This window comes from Spirulina subsalsa PCC 9445 (assembly GCF_000314005.1).
Lineage (GTDB): Bacteria > Cyanobacteriota > Cyanobacteriia > Cyanobacteriales > Spirulinaceae > Spirulina_A > Spirulina_A subsalsa.
Genome location: NZ_JH980292.1, coordinates 1712969 through 1732710, shown reverse-complemented (window position 1 = coordinate 1732710; position 19742 = coordinate 1712969). Strand labels below are relative to the sequence as shown.

The 19742-nt window shown below is 44.0% G+C and carries 16 protein-coding genes; 7 read left to right on the top strand and 9 right to left on the bottom strand.

The window, feature by feature from the left end:
- The first annotated feature begins 2 nt into the window (after nt 1–2).
- From SPI9445_RS0108095 to SPI9445_RS0108075, 5 genes are all read left to right on the top strand, one after another.
- Nucleotides 3–686 carry a hypothetical protein gene (locus SPI9445_RS0108095; protein WP_017304232.1) on the top strand — a complete coding sequence of 228 codons (684 nt, stop codon included), beginning with the start codon at nt 3–5 and terminating at the stop codon, nt 684–686.
- Nucleotides 687–750: 64 nt separating this feature from the next.
- Nucleotides 751–1332 (top strand): slr1658 family protein, encoded by a 582-nt coding sequence (locus SPI9445_RS0108090; protein ID WP_017304231.1) that lies wholly within the window; start codon nt 751–753, stop codon nt 1330–1332.
- 37 nt (nt 1333–1369) lie between these two features.
- Nucleotides 1370–1714, top strand: a complete 345-nt coding sequence (locus tag SPI9445_RS0108085; RefSeq protein WP_017304230.1) for a slr1659 superfamily regulator — start codon at nt 1370–1372, stop codon at nt 1712–1714.
- 495 nt (nt 1715–2209) lie between these two features.
- Nucleotides 2210–3142 carry a DUF1517 domain-containing protein gene (locus SPI9445_RS0108080; protein ID WP_017304229.1) on the top strand — a complete coding sequence of 311 codons (933 nt, stop codon included), beginning with the start codon at nt 2210–2212 and terminating at the stop codon, nt 3140–3142.
- 56 nt (nt 3143–3198) lie between these two features.
- The gene (locus tag SPI9445_RS0108075) at nt 3199–3747 is read left to right on the top strand and encodes an NUDIX hydrolase (RefSeq protein WP_017304228.1); all 549 of its coding nucleotides are present in this window, start codon (nt 3199–3201) and stop codon (nt 3745–3747) included.
- A gap of 79 nt (nt 3748–3826) precedes the next feature.
- Here SPI9445_RS0108075 and SPI9445_RS27460 read toward each other — a convergent pair whose 3' ends face one another.
- Nucleotides 3827–5788 carry a serine/threonine protein kinase gene (locus tag SPI9445_RS27460; RefSeq protein WP_017304227.1) on the bottom strand — a complete coding sequence of 654 codons (1962 nt, stop codon included), beginning with the start codon at nt 5786–5788 and terminating at the stop codon, nt 3827–3829.
- 52 nt (nt 5789–5840) lie between these two features.
- On the opposite strand from SPI9445_RS27460, the gene SPI9445_RS0108065 reads away from it, so the two are divergent.
- Complete coding sequence (locus SPI9445_RS0108065; RefSeq protein ID WP_017304226.1) at nt 5841–6503, top strand: class I SAM-dependent methyltransferase; 663 nt, start codon at nt 5841–5843, stop codon at nt 6501–6503.
- A gap of 7 nt (nt 6504–6510) precedes the next feature.
- Here the strand turns inward: SPI9445_RS0108065 and SPI9445_RS0108060 are convergent, their stop codons facing one another.
- Complete coding sequence (locus tag SPI9445_RS0108060; protein ID WP_026079615.1) at nt 6511–6963, bottom strand: tellurite resistance TerB family protein; 453 nt, start codon at nt 6961–6963, stop codon at nt 6511–6513.
- 334 nt (nt 6964–7297) lie between these two features.
- On the opposite strand from SPI9445_RS0108060, the gene SPI9445_RS0108055 reads away from it, so the two are divergent.
- Nucleotides 7298–8554 (top strand): L-lactate MFS transporter, encoded by a 1257-nt coding sequence (locus tag SPI9445_RS0108055; RefSeq protein WP_026079614.1) that lies wholly within the window; start codon nt 7298–7300, stop codon nt 8552–8554.
- Between the two features lie 45 nt (nt 8555–8599).
- Here the strand turns inward: SPI9445_RS0108055 and SPI9445_RS0108050 are convergent, their stop codons facing one another.
- The 7 genes from SPI9445_RS0108050 to SPI9445_RS24840 all read right to left on the bottom strand — a co-directional run bounded on the left by SPI9445_RS0108050 (nt 8600) and on the right by SPI9445_RS24840 (nt 19713).
- Nucleotides 8600–8965 (bottom strand): slr1659 superfamily regulator, encoded by a 366-nt coding sequence (locus SPI9445_RS0108050; protein ID WP_017304223.1) that lies wholly within the window; start codon nt 8963–8965, stop codon nt 8600–8602.
- 53 nt (nt 8966–9018) lie between these two features.
- A complete protein-coding gene (locus tag SPI9445_RS0108045) occupies nt 9019–9627 on the bottom strand; it encodes a slr1658 family protein (protein ID WP_017304222.1) in 609 nt (202 codons plus the stop codon).
- Between the two features lie 4 nt (nt 9628–9631).
- Nucleotides 9632–11374: a SpoIIE family protein phosphatase gene (locus SPI9445_RS0108040; protein WP_017304221.1), complete on the bottom strand. Its 1743-nt coding sequence runs from the start codon at nt 11372–11374 to the stop codon at nt 9632–9634.
- Between the two features lie 50 nt (nt 11375–11424).
- Nucleotides 11425–11871, bottom strand: coding sequence for a histidine kinase (locus tag SPI9445_RS0108035; RefSeq protein WP_017304220.1), 447 nt, complete (start codon nt 11869–11871; stop codon nt 11425–11427).
- Nucleotides 11872–11933: 62 nt separating this feature from the next.
- Nucleotides 11934–12311: a response regulator gene (locus SPI9445_RS0108030; protein ID WP_017304219.1), complete on the bottom strand. Its 378-nt coding sequence runs from the start codon at nt 12309–12311 to the stop codon at nt 11934–11936.
- Between the two features lie 54 nt (nt 12312–12365).
- On the bottom strand, nt 12366–15092 hold the full coding sequence (locus SPI9445_RS24845; RefSeq protein WP_164674488.1) for a response regulator: 2727 nt from the start codon (nt 15090–15092) through the stop codon (nt 12366–12368).
- A gap of 232 nt (nt 15093–15324) precedes the next feature.
- Nucleotides 15325–19713: an amino acid adenylation domain-containing protein gene (locus tag SPI9445_RS24840; RefSeq protein ID WP_017304217.1), complete on the bottom strand. Its 4389-nt coding sequence runs from the start codon at nt 19711–19713 to the stop codon at nt 15325–15327.
- Between the last annotated feature and the right edge of the window lie 29 nt (nt 19714–19742).

Here is a 19742-nt window from a genome sequence, read left to right as displayed (position 1 = left end):
CCATGACTGGACAAGTCCTAGATAAAAATACAGCTAGCATTCTCATCCTGTTACTTCCCCTTGCTCTCGCTGTTGTTATACTATATTCTGCTTGGCCTGCTCTCTTAGCACTGGTTATCCTCGCCCTCGCTTGGAACCTTTGGCAAACCTATCACTGGAAACAGTGGAGCGCCCAAGTGAACCCTTTTTTTAATGAGCTATTGACAGAGAACCAAGGGTGTGTTACCGCAATTGATCTGTCCCTCAAAGCAAACCTCACCCTTGACGCTGCCCAGCGTTTTCTCGAAAATAAAGCCAACGAATACGGCGCACAACGCAAAGTTTACGGAAATAAGGGGATCGTGTATTATTTTCTGACAGCCAGCGCATTGGGGCGTATCTTTGATGCCAGTGAACCGCCAGCACAGGGAATAGGAGAAGCCCTGACTTCAGGGGAACTCGCACAACTAGCTACTTTTCCCACCGTCAATCCCATTGGGAACAAAGCTCTAATTCAAGCCGAATTAGCCAAACGTTTAGATGTCCATTCAGGGACCTTAACCAAGCGCAAAGGAGATCCCACCTTTGCCGAATGGAGTCGGAACAAAGACCCAGAAGGAATTGCTTGGCAATATTCCGCCAAACAAAAACTCTTTTTACCTTTAGTTGGGACAAATAACGATCCGGCTTCCTCGCCAACAGGATGAAGATTGAACTGGGGGACCCCCAAAGTGATCGCACGGTATATCAAGCAAAAAAGATAGAACTACTATGGCTGAAATTTTTGGCAACTTCATTGAAAACTTTCCCAGTAGCGAAGAATATCTCATCATTGGGTTTTCTCCCAGTTCAATTCCACTCAAACAACGATGGCGGAATAACGGACTTTCTGCCGACTTCCTAGCGGACTATTTTACTACCTTTTTACCAGCCGATGAGTCAGAAGATTCAGGCTTAAGTCAGCACGCTGAAATTAAAGGGGCAGTGAGTTATATCGCTAACGAGTTGTTGGAAAATGCCATGAAATTCAACGACGATCAATGTGACTTTCCTATCAGCATTGCCCTATACTTAGGAAAAAATAATCTGGTTTTTCAAATTACCAATAGTATCCCCCCAAAAGAAGTTAGCCCCTTCCAGGACTATATTGAAAAACTATTATCCTCTGATCCCCAAGATTTGTACTTAGAACAATTGGAGAAAAACGCTCTAGATGAGAATGGAGGGAGTTCTCATTTAGGCTATTTGACCATGATTAATGATTATATGGCAACCCTGGGCTGGAAATTTGAAAAATTAGAGCAAGAGCCAGTCGGGATTGCTGTTACTACAATGGTTCAACTGAACTTTTAGAATTATTTAACCTTCAGTGTTTAGGAGTCTTGAATAGATGGAAATTAAAACGAATAGCTTTGAAGTGGAATACAACAAGGAGATCAACACGGTTAAGTTTCAGGGATCATTGCGACTCAGTGGTATGGACGAATATGCCCCCATTGTTGAGCTTTTAAACCAAATTGCTGACCAAAATCCTTCCACTCTGACGTTAGATTTACGGGCTTTAGAGTTTCTCAATAGTTCAGGGATTAATGTCTTATCTAAATTTGTGATTCGTGTTCGTCAAAACAAAGAAATGGGGTTAACTGTACAAGGTTCAGAAGAGATTGCCTGGCAAACCAAATCTCTTAAAAATTTGCAGCGTTTAATGCCTAGTTTAACCCTAGAGTTACAGTAAAGTGACCTGACCCGTGATCTAACTAGGGTCTGCTGAATATCCCTCTAAGCAGTGTTACTAAGACTTTCGATTAGGAGCGAGAAACTGTAAGGTTTTAGGGATAAATCATCAAAAAGGCTTGCCTTTTTCCGATTCCCCCTGTTCCTTCCCGTTCCCTGTTTCCCACCCGGAGCAGAGTTATAGCCAACCTACCTGAGTCGTGTAAAAAAGGCTCGTCTTCAATCCAGATAGGACAATAACTCAGAGTTCACGTCTCATTAGGACTAGCTATATTCAGCAAGCCCGAATTAGATGATGATTTCGTATCGTGAGCATTGCTGCGGTGCCAATGCCATTTTACCAGCGTGGGGAAGACTTGCAAGGGCTTCGGTTCTCATCCCAACACTCACGCTGTGCGTAGAGTGCGGGGCTTCTCGCCGATTAGCTAAAGGGTGGCGCTTGTATCCCATGAATTTGGGTCACAATAGAAGGTGAAGGACTCTTGAGTATGAACGAATGGGTAACAAATTTGCGTTTAATCTGAAATCATTGTTAAAAGCCTTCCTGCTCTGTAGTTTGGTGCTAGTGCTGGTGTTTAGCTCGGCCGGGGATGCGCTGGCGGCTCGCAGTGGGGGACGGATTGGGGGCGGCTCTTTCCGCGCTCCTACTCGGACGTATAGTGGGGGAGGATATGGTGGATATCGTTCTCCGGGGGGAGGTTTGGGTTTTCCTTTCCTGTTGCCGTTTTTCGGTTTTGGGGGTTTTGGTAGCCTGTTCACGATTTTAATTGTGATTGCGATCGCCAATTTCCTCGTCAATACCCTCCGCAACAGTGGGGGAGCCGGAGACAGTGGGGAATTAACAGTCAATAGCAAAGTGTCCGTTGCTAAAGTCCAAGTGGGTCTATTAGCGGCTGCCCGAGACTTACAGCCTGATTTAGACCGTCTAGCTGCCACGGCCGACACAGGGAGCGCGTCCGGTCGCGCCGAGGTGTTGCAAGAGGCCACCTTAGCCCTTCTCCGTCACCCTGAATACTGGGTCTATGGGGCTTCAGAAGCCCAGCAAGCCCCCTTAAATCAAGCGGAGGCTAAATTTAACCAATTTGCCTTGGAAGAGCGCAGTAAGTTCACGGCGGAAACCCTCTCTAATGTGGAGAATCAGGTTAAAAAGAGTGAGGTACTGGCTAAGAGCGATTCGACGGATCTCGCCCAACTCTCTGAGGAAGTGGGGGAATATATCGTGGTGACGTTGGTCGTGGGGGCGCAAGGTCAGTTCACCTTGCCGAAGATCAACAGCACAGAGGAGTTACAGCAAGCTTTGCGCACCCTTGGCAGTATTGGGAGCGATCGCCTCTTAGCCATTGAGATCCTCTGGACTCCCCAAGCATCGGGGGATACCCTGACCACAGAGGACATCCTCGCCGCTTACCCCAATCTCAAGCTAGTGTGATTGACAAGCTTCACCCCCCCATCCAGCATAATAGGGGTGGAGCTTGCCCAATTACTATGAAAGAAAAACCCCAACAACTCAGTCAACGCCTCTTTTTCCAAGGTCGTAAATTTAACTTTGAAGTCAATCGTCTCCGTTTACCCAATGGAGTCGAGGGCGACTGGGAATGTATCCGCCACCCCGGAGGAGCATTAGGAGTTCCTGTGACCTCCGACGGGAAATTAGTCTTAGTGAATCAATACCGTTTTGCCGTTGAAGGGCGCTTACTGGAATTTCCGGCCGGGACTGTGGAAGTGAACGAAGACCCCGCTATGACCATTCAACGGGAGATTGAGGAAGAAACAGGCTACCGCGCCCATCGGTGGCGGAAATTGGGGCAATTTCCCCTGGCTCCGGGCTATTCTGATGAATATATCTACGCTTTCCTCGCCCAAGATTTAGAAAAGTTAGAAAAACCCCCGCAACAGGATGAGGACGAAGATATTGAGGTGGTGGTGTTATCGCCCCCAGAGTTAGAAGAAATTATTCTAACCAGCGATCGCGTTGATGCTAAATCCGTGACCAGTTTCTTTCTCGCTCGTCCTTTTCTTTTGGAGTTTAGCTAGTATAAAACATTTGGGCGGTGGGTTGTTGGGTTACGCTGTCGCTTGACTCAACAGGCTGTTAAGCGATGGGGTGATTGCTCTAAGCTTTAATTGATTCTAGAAAGCGATTAATTTCCAACATCAATATTTCCTTTTCATCCTGTTTTAGCCAACTGCCAAAGAGATAATGGTGGTTTTTTGTATCCAAAGCACAAGCTTTAACAGGTCGTTCATTAACAGTCATACTGGTATTACTTAAACTAGCACGCTGTAACTCTTCTGTTTTGCCTTTAACATGATGACTCCAACTGCTATATTCCCACTTCAAATGAAATGTTTCGCGGTTGATTTCTAAGTGAAATGAGCCGAAGGCTGACCAAAATAAATTAGATCGTATAATGGCTAAAGGAATGAGAGCAAAGATCAACAATGGGAAAGCTAAGAGCATTAAAATTATAACGAGAATCATCCAAAAAATCGTTTGTTCGCGGGGAATTAAACTGGGAACATGAATCGTGAGACGTTCTTTGGTTTTGGTGAGTTGAACCCGACTATATTCTAAAATGGCTGCCCCAAAATCAACTGATGAACTGGATTTGACTAAGTTCACCTTAGAACTTTGACTTTCTGGGCGTATATTTTTACTTTTAACTTCACGTAAAAAGCTTGTTAATTCTTCCGATAACCATTCTTTCTCTGCTACGTCTAACCCTTCGGCAATTTTTTGTTTTAAGGGTTTGTTGTATAATTGTTTGATGCCGAACTGTTTAATATATAAACGACCGGATTGCTTGGAACACTTAAGTAATAAAGAGGATATATGGGGGATAGCCGGATCGGATTCCCGTTCAATTTCTAAAAACTCGGTGTTACCTTCAATTACCTCAGTAAACAATAATAATTGGCGACGCAGTTGGAAGCGATTGCGATTGATTTTTAATAAAATATTATCCCCTTTAAGATTACGAAAAGCTGCCCATAATGCCCAACTTATACCCCATGCAGGCAACATAAAACAGAGTAAGAAAGCAATCAATTCACCCAATCCCCAAACCTCACCCAAGAGGGCGAACACCAAGATAATAGCGGCGGGTATAGTCCAGCCAACATAGAGTAAACATAATAAACCACTGCCTAAGTTCCAAGGATTTCCGGGAATGTAAAGTTTTAATAGGTCAGGGGTTTTTTGTAGAAAGACTTCATGAATGGAGTTCGGAATATTTTGCTCGGTGGTGGTGCGAGTAATGGGTAATTTATCAACTAGGGTTTTTTGAGCAGAAACCGCTTCTTTAAAACGGTCTTCTAGGGCAGGTTCAATCATTTTATCGAGCCAACGGCCAAAGGAATCGGACAGATTAACGGCGGAACGAAAATCAATTTTCATCCGCTTTTCGGGTAAATCGGCCGGAAGTTTGCGGGTGAGGAGATAAATTAAGGTGGTGCCTAAACCGTATAAGTCGGAGGCGTAGGTGGTTTGTCCGCGAAATTGTTCTGGAGCCATATAACCAAAGGTGCCGACGAGGGTTCCCCCGCGACTGATGGTTTTACGGTAGACTTCTTGCACGGCTCCAAAGTCTACTAAAATGATGCGACCGTCGTTACTTTGGATGAGGTTTTGGGGTTTAATGTCGCGGTGAATGACTGGGGGATTAAGGGTGTGTAGGTACGTGAGGATTTCGAGAACTTGGAGTGCGATCGCCTTTACTTCGTCTTCTGTGGGTTTCCATCCTTGCTCAATCAAGGCTTCGAGGGATGATCCTTCGACTAATTCCTGCACTAAATAAAAGCGACGGTCTTCTGGTGTATCGACTTGGAAGTATTCAATATAATTGGGAATGTTGGGGTGGGTGAGGGTGGCCAAGACCCGCGCTTCTCGTTCAAACAGTTCTAAAACTTTCCATTCTGAGACTTGACGTAAGGACACCACCTTAATGGCTACCCGTTGGGAGGTATTGACATCCACGGCCGCATAGGTTGTTCCCATTGACCCCTGACCCAAGACGGTGACGATTTGATAGCGATCGCAAATGATTTCACCTTGGCTATGTAAACCTTGCATCATAATGGTTTATTCTCCTTGGGAGGGGCAAAGTAGTTACTTAATATTCTAGGCAATGACTCGAAAAACTCTCGGACTTGATGAGTCTCTTCATAACTATTTACTAACGGTTTCCCTCCGTGAACCGGATATTTTAAGCCAACTGCGGCAAGAAACCGCCCAGTTACCCATGGCACAGATGCAAATTGCCCCAGAACAAGGGCAATTTATGGCATTATTAGTTCAATTGATCGGCGCAAAGAAAACCTTAGAGGTGGGAGTCTTTACCGGATATAGTTCCCTCGTCGTCGCCTTAGCTTTACCCGAAGACGGCCACCTCATCGCCTGTGATGTCAGCGCGGACTATACCAGCATCGCTCAACGGTACTGGCAAACGGCCGGAGTCGCCCAGAAAATCGACCTGAAATTAGCCCCCGCTTTAGACACCTTAGATCAACTTCTCGCCCAAGGCGAAGGGGAAACCTTTGATTTTGCCTTTATTGATGCCGACAAGAGCAACTATACCAACTATTACGAGCGCTGTCTACAACTGCTGCGACCGGGGGGATTGATGGTCGTGGACAATGTGTTATGGTCGGGACGAGTAGCGGATCTCGAAGTCCAAGATAATCGCACCAATGCCATTCGCGCTTTTAATCGTCACGTTCACCAAGATTCTAGGGTGGCGTTGAGTTTGATTCCCTTGGCCGACGGTTTAACCCTTGTGCGCAAATTGTAATTATTCTTTACCCCTTATTTTTGATTAGCATCACCTGAATGATTTTCTCCACGGTTTCGGAAGGTAAATCTAACGCTCGACAGAGACTCCCGAGTAAGTCTTCCTCTTCTTGGGAGACTTGACCATCCGCTAAAACGAGGTCTGTTGCGATCGCGAAAGCCGTATCATACAGATCATGGGGCAGGGTTGCGATCGCCGCGTTAAACAGAGCATCGGCTCCCTCTCGTCGCAAAATACCGCCAATATTATCAAACATCCGACGCATAACATCGACGGAATAGCTACGATAGAGCTTCATTCTGCCCAAGGTTGTATTAAGCAAGCTCACTTCATCATCGGCTAAATACCCATCGGCCGCAACAACCAACAACATAATGGCGGCAAATCCTTCAGCCGGTCCGAGGGTAATTTGTTGTTGGAGGCTGCTCCCCTTACTGCGGAACGCGTCAAATAAACCCATCTGTTTGACTCCATGATAATGATATTTCATCCATGATGAATTCCGAAAATTAATAATGGGTGAAATATAACAGTCTGTAACAAATCTAGAGAGACAATGGGGGAGTAGGCTAACGAATATCCAACCCTAACAAGGGATGCAATCACTGTTAAGAAAAGTAATAGTATAAAAATACTACTCTGTTTAATTGAACTCCCTGTTTCTTAAAATATTACCTCTTGTTCCCCATCATTCCAGAAACAGCTGCTATATCTTGTGACATCTGGGCTTTTGACTATTGCCAATTTAGTCGAGAAGTGATACCCAGAATCGGTCAAAGACTCCTTGCGGACAGATGAAGATCAAACCAGAGAATTCAACCTTAAGCGTATGTGGACTCACCCCAGACCAAGGGAGATGGTTACTTATTCCGGCCGGAATGACCGTTCTCCTCTGTTTGGGAACCGTTTACTCTTGGAGTGTCTTTCGGAAACCCCTAGAAGATGAACTCAGTATCAGCGCCACCCAAAGCTTATTACCCTATACTATCGCCCTCCTGTTTTACGCCCTACTGATGCCCATTGCGGGCTTTTATATTCCCCGTCTGGGCGCACGAAAGATGATTATTCTGGGCGGTCTGATTGTGGGATTCGGATATATCTGCTCTAGTTTTGCCCACAATATTCTCACCCTAACCTTGACCTATGGCATGATTACCGGAACCGGGGTAGGGATTACCTATGGGGTGCCGATGGCGGTAGTAGCCCGGTGGTTTCCTGATAAAAAGGGATTGACTGTAGGGTTAACGATTATTGGCTTTGGTTTATCGCCTTTAGTGACAGCCCCCTTAGCTAAAAATTTGATTGACGCTTATCAGGTCAGACCGACTTTGCTGATTTTTGGCTTAGTGTTCACGCTGATTATTCTGTTGATGGCCATTGTCCTCAAATTCCCCCCATCGGATTGGCAGCCCAAGGAAAAATCCTCCGCTACGACGATTGCTGCTGCGCCTGTGACCTATCCTAAGACGTTATGGAAAAGTCGGTCTTTTTATGGCCTATGGGGCTGTTATATGATCGGTACCTTTGTTGGGTTAAGTGCGATTGGGATTTCTAGTCCAGTGGGGGAGGAAATGATCAAAATTGACCCCGCATTAGCCGCTACCAGTGTGTCGTTATTTGCCCTGTTTAATGGGGTGAGTCGTCCACTGTTTGGTTGGTTGAGCGATCGCTTTAAACCGCGCTATATTGCGATCGCCGCCTATACCCTAATCCTGATCGCCTGTATCCTGATGGTTAATGTACAGGAAGGGCAAGTCATCACCTATCTTGTCGCCTTCTGTTTATTTTGGTTCTGTCTCGGTGGATGGCTTGCCCTCGCCCCCACTACCACCTTACGCCTATTCCGACCGGAAGACTATGCCCAAAATTACGGCATCGTCTTCACCGCTTATGGGATTGGGGCATTATTGGGAACCCTTGTAGCCGGCAGTATCCGGGATTGGTTTGGCAGTTATACCTATGCCTTTTATCCTATGGGAGGACTAGCCATCCTAGGGATTATCCTAGCGAATTTCTGGCTGAAGCGCGATCGCCCCATAGAACCCTCCTAAATCCGTTATAGCAGGGGGAATTGATGAATTCCCCCAACCCTCCTTTCACCCCTCCTCCTCCCATTCCAACAACGCCATCGGCATTAAACGCTTTAAATTGGTCAAAGAGCTCTCTTGCCAAGTCACCTCCTTAGATCCCTTCAAAACAACCCGCATCGTCTTACGATTACGCACCTGAATAATAAACTTAGATAACACTCGAATCCCTGCACTATTGAGCAATTTTAATCCTCTTAAATCCAACGTAATTTGACTGGGTTCTTCCCCCATAATCTCCATTAACAAATCCTCCAACGGAGCATAAGCTTGCATCCCCATATTCCGCATTGTTCCCTGACAATCCACTGTCACCGTAGCCGGATCATAACTAATCAGATAACTCTCTCCCCGAATTTGCTTGCTATCCATCATATTTCAGTATTTATACAGATTTTTCCATCATGGCCGTTTAAAATCTCCTCCCCTCAACCTTGACTATATTTATACTCCAGTTGAACCATCGTCGTGGCCATAGCCACAAAGGGATCTTGCTGGATTGTCTCCAACTTCCATCCTAACTTAGCCGCGTAGTCATTTTTCATACTAATCAAACCAATTCCAGGAGCAGCATCTCCTTCAACACTGCGCTCTAGTTGCTGCATATAAAAATCATCCGGCTCTATGGTCAAAATATCATCAATAAAACTCCGCAATTTTTGATAATGACAAGCATCAATACTATTTTGCACATTCAAAACAATAATTAGTCCATTATCCTCTAACGTATGGACTCCAAATTTAATGGGAAGATTGGACTTCATGTGATTAAATTTCATCGCATTTTCCAGGAGTTCATTAGCAATATAATTGACCGATTCTTTAATTTTTCGTTCAATTTTGTAATTTTCCTTTTTGCTGCGATCAAAAGGTAAAAAAGTGACTAAATAATCCGCTACAAAATTAGCCGACAAACCGTTATTTTTCCAGCGTCTTTGAATGGGAATCGAACTCGGAGAAAACCCGAGAACTAAAAACTCACAGTAATCCTCGACTAAATTATGAATAAACTCGCCAAAAGTATCAATTTGATTCATAGAACTATACTCGTTTCATCACAATCAAAGTAATATCATCATTCAGTTTTTGTCCTTCTAGATGAGTTTGTACATCTTCGATGACAGCTTGTTGAATAGCAAATGCTGTTAAATGATGGTGCTGTTGAATCACCCGGCATAGCTGCTCAAAACCATAAAGTTCCTCCCTTCTATTTTCTGCCTCAATAATTCCATCCGTGTATAACACCAGTGTATCCCCCAATTCAAGCCCTACTGTATGAGTATTAAATAAGTCATTAATATCTCTTTCAAAGCCGATATAAAACCCTAAATATAACGTTTCTATGAGTTGAAGTTCGCCCCCATTGCGCACAATAATCACTCGTTCATGTTGGCCAGTAATCTTTAATATACCATTTTGATAGTCTAGCAAACATAACGTTAAATGACGATCTAAATCCATCCGTTTCACATTGGCATAAATCGCTTGATTGAGAATCTGTAAAATTCTCACTAAGCTAGTTTCGTCCGCTTCGCATAATGTCCGAATAGCGGTCTGTACCATCAACATTAAAATCCCACTTTCTAAACCATGTCCAGTCACATCACCAATGCCAATTCTTACCCCTTGTTCGGTGGGAACAATATCATAATAATCTCCTCCTACCTCCTCCGTAGGCTGCATGAATCCCACAATATCTAAGCCCGCAATCTTCAACTCTTCCACTTTGGGTAAAATCATTTGTTGTAAGCGACGAGCCACTTCTAATTCTGTACTCAGTCGCAAATTTTCTGCTTTTAGTTGTTCATTAAGTCTCGTGATTTGTTGGTTAGCTTCAGTAATTTGAGCCAGATAAAGAGTTTCTTGATCCCGTAAATATTTTTTTTCTAAACAAGCCCCAATTCTAGCTTTTAAAAGGGTTTGATTAAAGGGTTTAGGGAGGTAATCCTCAGCCCCCATTTCAATACACTTCACCACACTATCTAACTCATCTAGTGCGGAAATCATAATCACAGGAGTATAGCGCCATTCACTTTTAGCGAGCCATTCTAAGACCTGATAGCCATTCATCTCTGGCATAATCAAATCTAATAAAATTAAGTCATAATTGCCCGTAGTAATGCACTGAATGGCTTGTTTGCCATTAGCAACGGTGGTAACAAAATAACCTTGTTCAATGATTTTACGCGCTAATAGTTCACAATTATTGTCATTGTCATCTACCACTAAAATATGGGCTGTTCCTAATGAGATATTAGAATCACCATCTGAACTTGTAAGATTGTCACTAACTTCCTTGCTCTCTTGAGATATTTTGATTTGCAAGCTGCTTAAACTTAAATCAGGAACAGTGTTGATTAACGTTAACAACGCCTCAACTGCGGTTTGGATTTTTTGAACATCACTAATTAATGGCTCAGAAATGTTTGTGATAATATCCTGACAAGCTTCCTCAATATTAGCAGCTAAAGGCAATAGCTCCAAACATAATTCTTCATGAATTCTTGTTTTTTCTGTTGCCTGCTCATCGTTAAAATATAAATGACTGTCAGGAACGAGAGGGGTTAAACTAGAAGGCAGAATATTCTTAAGTTTTCTCAGTAATTGATAACCTTGAGTTTGTAAGATTTCTATCTTTTCTGACAACAAATTACTATCCACATCCTCAAAGTCTGCCAACTCTTCCCCCAGCAATTCACTATAGCCAATAATGCTATTAATCGGATTACTGAGTTCATGCCTGAGCAACGAATACCAAGAAGCTTGAGGAGGAGAATCTGTCATTAACTTTACAGGGTGATCAGGCTTAATTTTTGAGTGTTACAACTGTAGGCTCAAACTTGAATGCTCAAAAGTTCACGTTCTACAAATCGGCTAAGATCATTAATTAAATTAATAATCCGTTGAGCAGAACTGGTGATTTTTTGCAAGTCGGCTACGAAATCAGGAGAAACCACTTCAGAGAGTTGGGAAGAAATTCTTTGTATCGCATAAACAGAGCTAAACAGGGCAAACGCTAAGGTTATCCGAGTTTCTAGAATAATCTTAGGGCTACACTCCACTATTGGGACATTATGGGGCAGGATTCGCTTCACTTCACAGGAAAGTTGTTCTCCATAAGTTTTGAGTTGCTCGATTTCCAGCAAAATCTCACCCAGATGCGGATCTTGTTCATATTGGAAGTCGTCCAACAATAAACTACTATACCCGATAATCGTATTGATGGCGTTGTTCAGTTCATGTCTAACTAAAGATTGCCAAGATTTGTCAGAGTTGCTCATGAGAAAAAAAGATTAAAAGAGGGGTCAGCGTTACGAAAAATAATCTATCTGGAGAGAAAATGTTAGCGAGGGGAAACCGTTGACAGTAGGGCTTCAATTTTGGTCAATAAGCGGGGGAGTTCGATGGGTTTGGTATCATAATCATCACAGCCTGCGGCTAGGGAGCGCTCGCGATCGCCAGACATGGCATGGGCGGTTAGGGCAATAATGGGAATTTGGGCGGTTTGGGGATGGGTTTTGAGTTGTCGGGTGGCTTCTAACCCATCTAATACAGGTAAGCTAATGTCCATCAGGATTAAATCCGGTTGCTCAGAATGACTGAGTGTAATTCCCTCTTCTCCATCGACTGCAACAACAACGTTGTAGCCTTTGCGTTGTAGGCGACGGGAAAGCATATCCCGGTTCATTTCGTTATCTTCCACTAAGAGTAATTTAGGCATGGTTTTTTAAAGGATTAAAAGATGAATGAACAGATTTTACGATTGAACGAGTGGTTAAGACTTTTTAGAAGTCTGTTGAGACTGGAGAACATGAGATAATAAATCATGGACTTCTGAGAGCAGCGCTTTCCGGTCATAAGCTCCTTTTTGAAACACTTTCTCTACATAACCGTTCAGGTTTTTAACATCTTTTTCGCTCAACTCTTTGGCGGTGAGAATAATAACTGGAATGAAACGCCATTTTTCATTTTTTCGTAATTCATGAATGAACTCAAATCCATCCATTTCCGGCATCATTAAGTCAGAAATAATCAGTCCGGGGGGGTCATCAGCGATAACTTCTAAGGCTTTATAGCCATTTTCAACCACAACTACTCGACAGCCTTCTTTTTCTAGTTGTCGCCGCACCATTTCCCCAGTAGGAATATTATCCTCAATGAGCATCACAACGGTAGAATGGCGGTCTACTTGAAATTTATGGAGGATTTGGGTTAACTGTTGGCGATTTAAGGGTTTGAGGAGATAATCCGCCGCACCTAATGCGAAACCCAAGTTTTTATCATCGACCATGGAGGCAATGACGACGGGAATATGAGCCACTTCGGAATCCGCTTTTAGGGTACTGAGGACAGTCCACCCGTCCATCTGAGGCATCATAATATCTAGAATAATGGCATCGGGCCGAATTTCTTTAGCTAATTGTAAACCAAGGGCGCCGTTGGGGGCTGTGACTACCTGAAAGCCTTCTTTGGTGAGATAACGCTGCATTAAGTCGGTAACAGATTTGTCGTCGTCAATGACTAGGATAGTGCCTGTGTTTTGGAGAGGGGATTCGGCGATCGCAATTTGTTCATCCTGTTGCACTGGCATCTGTTCTAAACTCTCTAAGGGCGTGACTTGACGCATTAAGGGGAGTTCAATAGTAAAAGTTGATCCTTGATTGGGGACACTTTCCACCCGAATATCACCCCCCATCATTTGGCAGAATTTGCGCGTAATCGCTAATCCTAGACCCGTTCCTCCGTATTTCCGAGTTGTAGAAGCATCTGCTTGCGTAAAGGCTTCAAAGAGCTTCTCTGACTGTTCTAGACTCATGCCAATCCCCGTATCACTGACCTCAAAACGAATCCATTCCTGGGCTTGTTGGTGATAACATTCAACGGTTAGAGTAATGACCCCATTTTCCGTGAACTTACTGGCATTACTGAGTAAATTAAACAAATTTTGACGAACTTTGGTTAAATCTCCATACATTACGCCGAGGTTCTCTGGGGTGTTAACTTTGAGGGTATTGTTATTTTTTTCCACTAGGGGAGCAATGGTGGTCAGTGCTTCTTGAATCATCGGATAGATTTCAAAAATTTCTAAGTATAATTCCATCCGTCCCGCTTCAATTTTAGACAAGTCTAAAATGTCATTAATTAAGCTAAGTAAATGTTTCCCGGCTAGGTGAATTTTTTGCAGGTCAGGAACAAATTCTTCCACCTCTAAATCCTCGGCCTCTTCTTGCAACATTTCGCTATAGCCAATAATGGCATTCATTGGAGTCCGTAATTCATGGCTCATATTGGCTAAAAACTCACTTTTCGACCGATTAGCAGAATCGGCGGCTTCTTTGGCTTCTTGCAGTTCTAGCGTGCGTTCTTGCACTCGTCTTTCTAGCTCATCAAAGGATTCTTTAAGCTGACTGGCCATGCGATGAAAGGTTTTTTCTAAGACGGCGAGTTCATCACTCTCCTGTAAATTCACAAAGGGGGTAAGGTCTGAGTTATCTAACGTTTTGCCCTCAGCTTGTAGGCGCTGCGATCGCGCTAAATCCTCCTCCGCCAAACGGCGACACTCCCGGACAATGGGCTGTAAGCGGCGATTGAGACGACGCACAAACAAAAACACCACCAACGCCAACACAATCCCCGCCCCCAACGCACCCCCCACTGTCACCCCCAACACAGGCAACAACACCACCGATTGCGGCACCGCCGCCAAGATCAACCATTTTGTTCCCTCCACCCGTTGATAAGCCCAATAATGCCTCTCTCTCACCATAAAACCTTGATCACGATTCCCGATTTCTGACCAAACCGCTTGCAGTTCGGGAATATCTTGATAAGTCGCTAAGACTTTAGCTTTTTCGGGATTAGGGGGATAGGCCAACAAATTTCCTTGTTCACTGAGGATGACAAAATAACCATTTCCCCAAGTTTCCGGCGCTTCCACCCGATTTGTTAAGTCCGTTACACTAATATCTAAGCCAATAACAGCCAATAACTCCTGCTGTTCTGAATACACTGGAGCCGTTAAATTCGTAATAGTTAGTCCGTACCACTCAAAAGGCTCTAACCAAATCCCTTTCCCCGCTTTAACCGGCAAATTATAATAATCTAATTCTGAATAATTTTCGATCTCAAACACATCAACATAGCGAATATTACGATTAGGAGCAGGTAAAGGTTCTCCCACTTGATCCGGGAGGTCTTGATCCATAAAAAAATAAGGCCAATATAATTCTTTATCCCGGGCTAACTGAAACGGAGCCTGACCAAACCCCACCCCCATAGTTAAAGGGGAACGCCCCTTAAAAGCTTTTAACGCTAATTCACGATAGGTTTCCTCCTCCTCTAAACCTAAACCGTCAAACATGGTAATCGTTAACGATAAACTTTTCATCGCTTGTTCGACCCTAGCCAATTCCGTTTCCATTTCCTGGACCTGACTATTTAGCGTTCCTTGGATTTGCTCAATATATAGTTTCTCAAGCAACTGATAAAAAACGTAAGACATCGCACTGAGTCCTATTAATGCCCCCCCTAAAACATATATGAATAACTTAGAACCGATAGATTTTGGATAAATGGTCATAGCTTTTATGTATTGCTCATTATAAATGGAGTATAACCTCTTTTTAGGGATTTCAGAATACCTCGTTAACAGAGAAATATTCAGAAACCCCATTTTCTGAAATAACAATCAGCTAAAATACCAAACTGATGGAGAACTCTTTTGATCAATATATTCAGGCCGGGATAATCAAATTCAGTGAATCTTCATGATCAGCAGCCGAAACCTGTCCAGATTGTCTATCAAGCTTTGGAATCGGTAGAAAATGAGAGCTAGTTAGGTAGGTTAAATAGCGTTTAATGAGGGAAACATTAACCGATGAACATTGAACAGACGCATCCTCTAGTCCTACTTGAGAATGAGTTGTCGCAAAATTTTGCGTTCCAAATAGAGCAATATCTAAATAAAATCTTTGGTTCTCTTTGCCCTGGGTTAATAAGTAAACGAGGGGCTTAATGGCGTTTTCTCCGGGTAATTTTAGCAGTACATTGTGCCATTCTTCATAAGAAATTGGCGTAACAGAATAACCAAAATCATTAATAGCAGAAACCAACTCATGGAAGGGAATAGGATTCGGATTGATAAGATGGAATGCTTGATTTAAGGAACTAGGTTTTTGTGCCAAAGTCACAATGGCTTGACTCACATAATCCACAGGTGTGATATTAAACAAATATTGAACATCAGGTGCGCTTGCCATCTGAATCATCCCTTTCAGCAAGCGACACAATAAATCATCAACATTGGAAACGCCAGTCTGACTATTACCAGAAATCATATTGAGCCGATAAATAGAGGCTGGAAGACCCCGTTTTTGCGCTTCCATTACCAGTTTTTCCGCGACCCACTTCGTTTGAGCATAGCCATTTTGTAACCCATCGCTATGAAGCAACGGATCATTTTCTGGGATGATATCCATTGCACTATAGACAGGCGATTGGAAAACATCTAAGGTCGAAATAAAATGAACTGGAGTGGTTTTCCCTTGACAAGCAAGACGTAAAACCTCTTGAGTCCCTAATACATTGGTTGCTCGTAGCATTTCATAGGAGTAAACTAAATTTACCCAAGCTCCGCCATGATAGATCACATCAACTTGAGCAGCGAGGGAGGAAAACTGTTGGGAACTTAACCCTAAATAAGGTTGACTTAAATCTCCTAAGATCGGTACAATTCGCCGACTGAATTCTGGCTGCCAAAGCTGACAACGCTGTAGATTATTTTCCAGTTTATGGAGTCCTTCAGTAAAGTTTAGAGCGCGAACGAGACAATAGATATCTGCTTCAGTTTGCTTGAGCAGTTCAGCGAGGATGAATGCTCCAATAAATCCAGTCGCACCAGTCAAGAATATATGCTTTACTGCTGCTGTAGAAACAGAAACACTTTGAGGAATAATCTCAAAATCTAACCTTAAATCGTTAGCAAAAGTTGAGGCTTCTGATTTGACATTGTTTGTAAGTAATGAGTCGTTTTTTTTACGAATAATAATTAGAGACTCTAAGCCTAAAATTGTTGGATTTTCAAGAAAAGAAGTTAGAGCTATCCTGACACAAAAATTATTTTCAATCTCACTAAGCAGTTGAATTATCAGTAAAGAATGCCCCCCTAGTTCGCAAAATGTATCATTAATTCCTATTTGCTCAACCATTAATAATTCAGACCAAATCTGGCAAAGTTCCTTTTGTAATTGGGTTTGGGGGGGAGTCAAGGGTTTTCCCAAATCAGGGCGACTATTTTTGGGTTCAGGGAGGGAACGACGGTCAATTTTGCCATTGGGTGTTAGAGGAAGATCGTCCATGAAAACAAAAATCGAAGGCATCATATAATCCGGTAATTTTGCTTGTAAAAATGCCCGTAATTTGGGAATCAAAGCTTCGGGAGTTTTGTCTAAAGCAATGGGTTTATTCGTATAATGTGCTAAGGGTTCAAAGGGAAGATCAAGTTTCGGGAAAAAATGCTTATCAGATTGGCAGAGAATTACATCATAGTGTCCCAGTTTTGTGTTAGACCAAAGGAGATACAGTTTATAATTCAAAAGGTCGGCGAAACTATGCCAGTGTTCCGGGTGAATTGTGGTCATTGAGGGGTCGGGAATCAGGCTATTTTTTAGGTCGCCTACGGTTAAAGACGATTCGGCGTTTTGGAGTAGGGAAAGTGCTTGTAAATCCCTCAATAGTCTAGGATTAGGAATCTGAGTAATTTTGATAATGGGTGGGCGTTGCTTCGTAATATATTGAAAAATTTGGGAAGGAGATAACGGGTTGACCTGCCACTCTAATTGTTCATACTCTGTCGCGGGGGGAGGGGGTAGAGTCTGAATGCTTAAGGTGACATCATAGCGAAAACGAATTAGTTCATTAGCAGAACGTCCTCGTTTTAAAGAGGTTTCTACTGTTGTAATCTCTGAAAAGTGGTCTGGGAGTGCGTGAAAGAAGTGGGGATGAACTAACAGTTCTGGTTCTTGTGCAATGTTTTCTTTAATGCGTTGCTGGAGGATATCAAGGGTTACAGTGTTGGGGGTTTGTGCGAGTTGAACGGAAGTGTGAAAGGTTTCGAGTAACGAGAGATGACGAACATCCCCAATGAAAATCTTTCCTCCGGGTTTAATGAGGGGAATCGCTTTTTTCAGGACTTGAATTAAATACTCGACATTGGGGAAGTATTGAATCACAGAATTGAGGATCAGGGTATCAAAGGAGGCGGGGGGAAAATCATCTAATTCATGAGCCATTTTTTTAGAGACTTCCACCCCAGACCATTGCTGAGGATTGAGTTGACACTGGGTTTTAATATGGTTGATGGCTTGTTCAGAAATATCTAGGCCGGTATAGTGTTGAGAATGGGGAGCAATCCGGAAGAGCAATAATCCTTTACCACAACCAATTTCTAGAACTTGTTGGGGTTTAAAGGCTAGGATTTCTTCGACGGTGTAGTTAACCCATTCTTCGACTTCTGCTCGTGGCATGGGTTGATTGGTGTAACTATCATTCCACCCACTGCTATCAAATAAGGGGTTTTCGGTTTGGGTACTGTAAGCGTTGCTCCATACGTTTTCCCACTGTTGAACTTGTTGGGTGTCTGGGGGGGTGGCGGAGGAATGGGGTACAACGTAGGCGACGAGGCGCTTTGTTCCTGATGATTCGTCTTTGGGGACTAGAGCGACGTTTTCAACGGCTGGATGTTGACTCAGGATGGATTCAATGCTGCCGAGTTCGATGCGGTGGCCACGGATTTTAACTTGATGGTCAATGCGACCGATGAAGTCTAGGCTGCCATCGGGGAGGAAACGAGCGAGATCCCCGGTTTTGTAGAGTTTTCTGTGAGGGTTTAAGGGGTCTTGGATAAAGCGTTCTGCGTTGAGTTCAGGACGGTTGAGGTATCCTCTGGCTACTCCGTCTCCTCCGATGTGGAGTTCTCCGGAGATGCCGATGGGAACGGGTTGTAAGGGGTCGCTTTGGCGGTTGGCGGGTTCGCTGAAGATGTAGAGTTGGGTGTTGGCGAGGGGATGACCGATGGGGAGGGTGGTGTGATGGGGGAGGATTTGCTGGGTGGTTGACCAGACGGTGGTTTCTGTGGGGCCGTACATTTGCCAGAGGGATTGACCTTTGGTGAGGAGTTGGTCGGCGAGCGATCGCGTCATACTTTCTCCTCCGCACAACATTTTTAAGTTGGGTTGACCAGACCAACCCGAATGGATCAACAGGTGCCAGGTGGAGGGGGTGGCCTGCATGACGGTAACACCGGATTCTCGTAAGACTTGCTGGAGTAAGTAGGGGTTAATGGCGACATCCCGACCCACTAAGGCAATTTGAGCGCCACAGATTAGGGGAAGGTAAAGTTCCGGGACGGACATATCAAAGGAGATGGTGGTCAGACCTAAAAACACATCCTCTGAGGTGAGGCCGGGTTGCTGCTGCATAGAATAGAGGAGGTTTACCACTCCCCGATGTTCAATTTGTACGCCTTTGGGTTGTCCGGTGGAGCCGGAGGTGTAAATGATATAGGCGAGGTTGCGGGGGGTGACGGTGCTGGGGGGAGTTTCTCGGGGTGCGGTGGCGATTTGCGACCAGTCTTGATCGAGACAGAGGGGTTGAACGGTGGGATGGGTGAATTTTGTGCGGAGGGTTTGCTGGGTAACGATGATGGAGAGTTGAGCATCTTCGACCATAAAGTTGAGATGCTCTTGAGGATAGGAGGGGTCTAGGGGAACATAAGCGGCTCCTGCTTTGAGGATGCCTAGGAGTCCGATAAACATTTCTAGGGAACGCTTGATGCAAATTCCAACTAGGCTTTCTGTCCTAACTCCGCGCTGTTGGAGGGTATGAGCGAGTTGGTTGGCACGCTGATTGAGTTCGTGATAGGTGAGGGATTGCCCGTTAAAGGTAATCGCTACTTTGTGGGGGGTTTTTCTAGCCTGTTGCTCAATGAGGTGGTGAATACAGTGATCTTGGGGGTATGGGGTTTGAGTTTGATTCCATTCTGTGGTGAGTTTTTCCCAGTCTTGAGGAGGAATTAAGGACAAGTCCAGAGAACGGTGGGTTGAGGAGGTTAGGTTTTTTTCCATGAAGCAATGGGGTTTCTGACAATAATGAT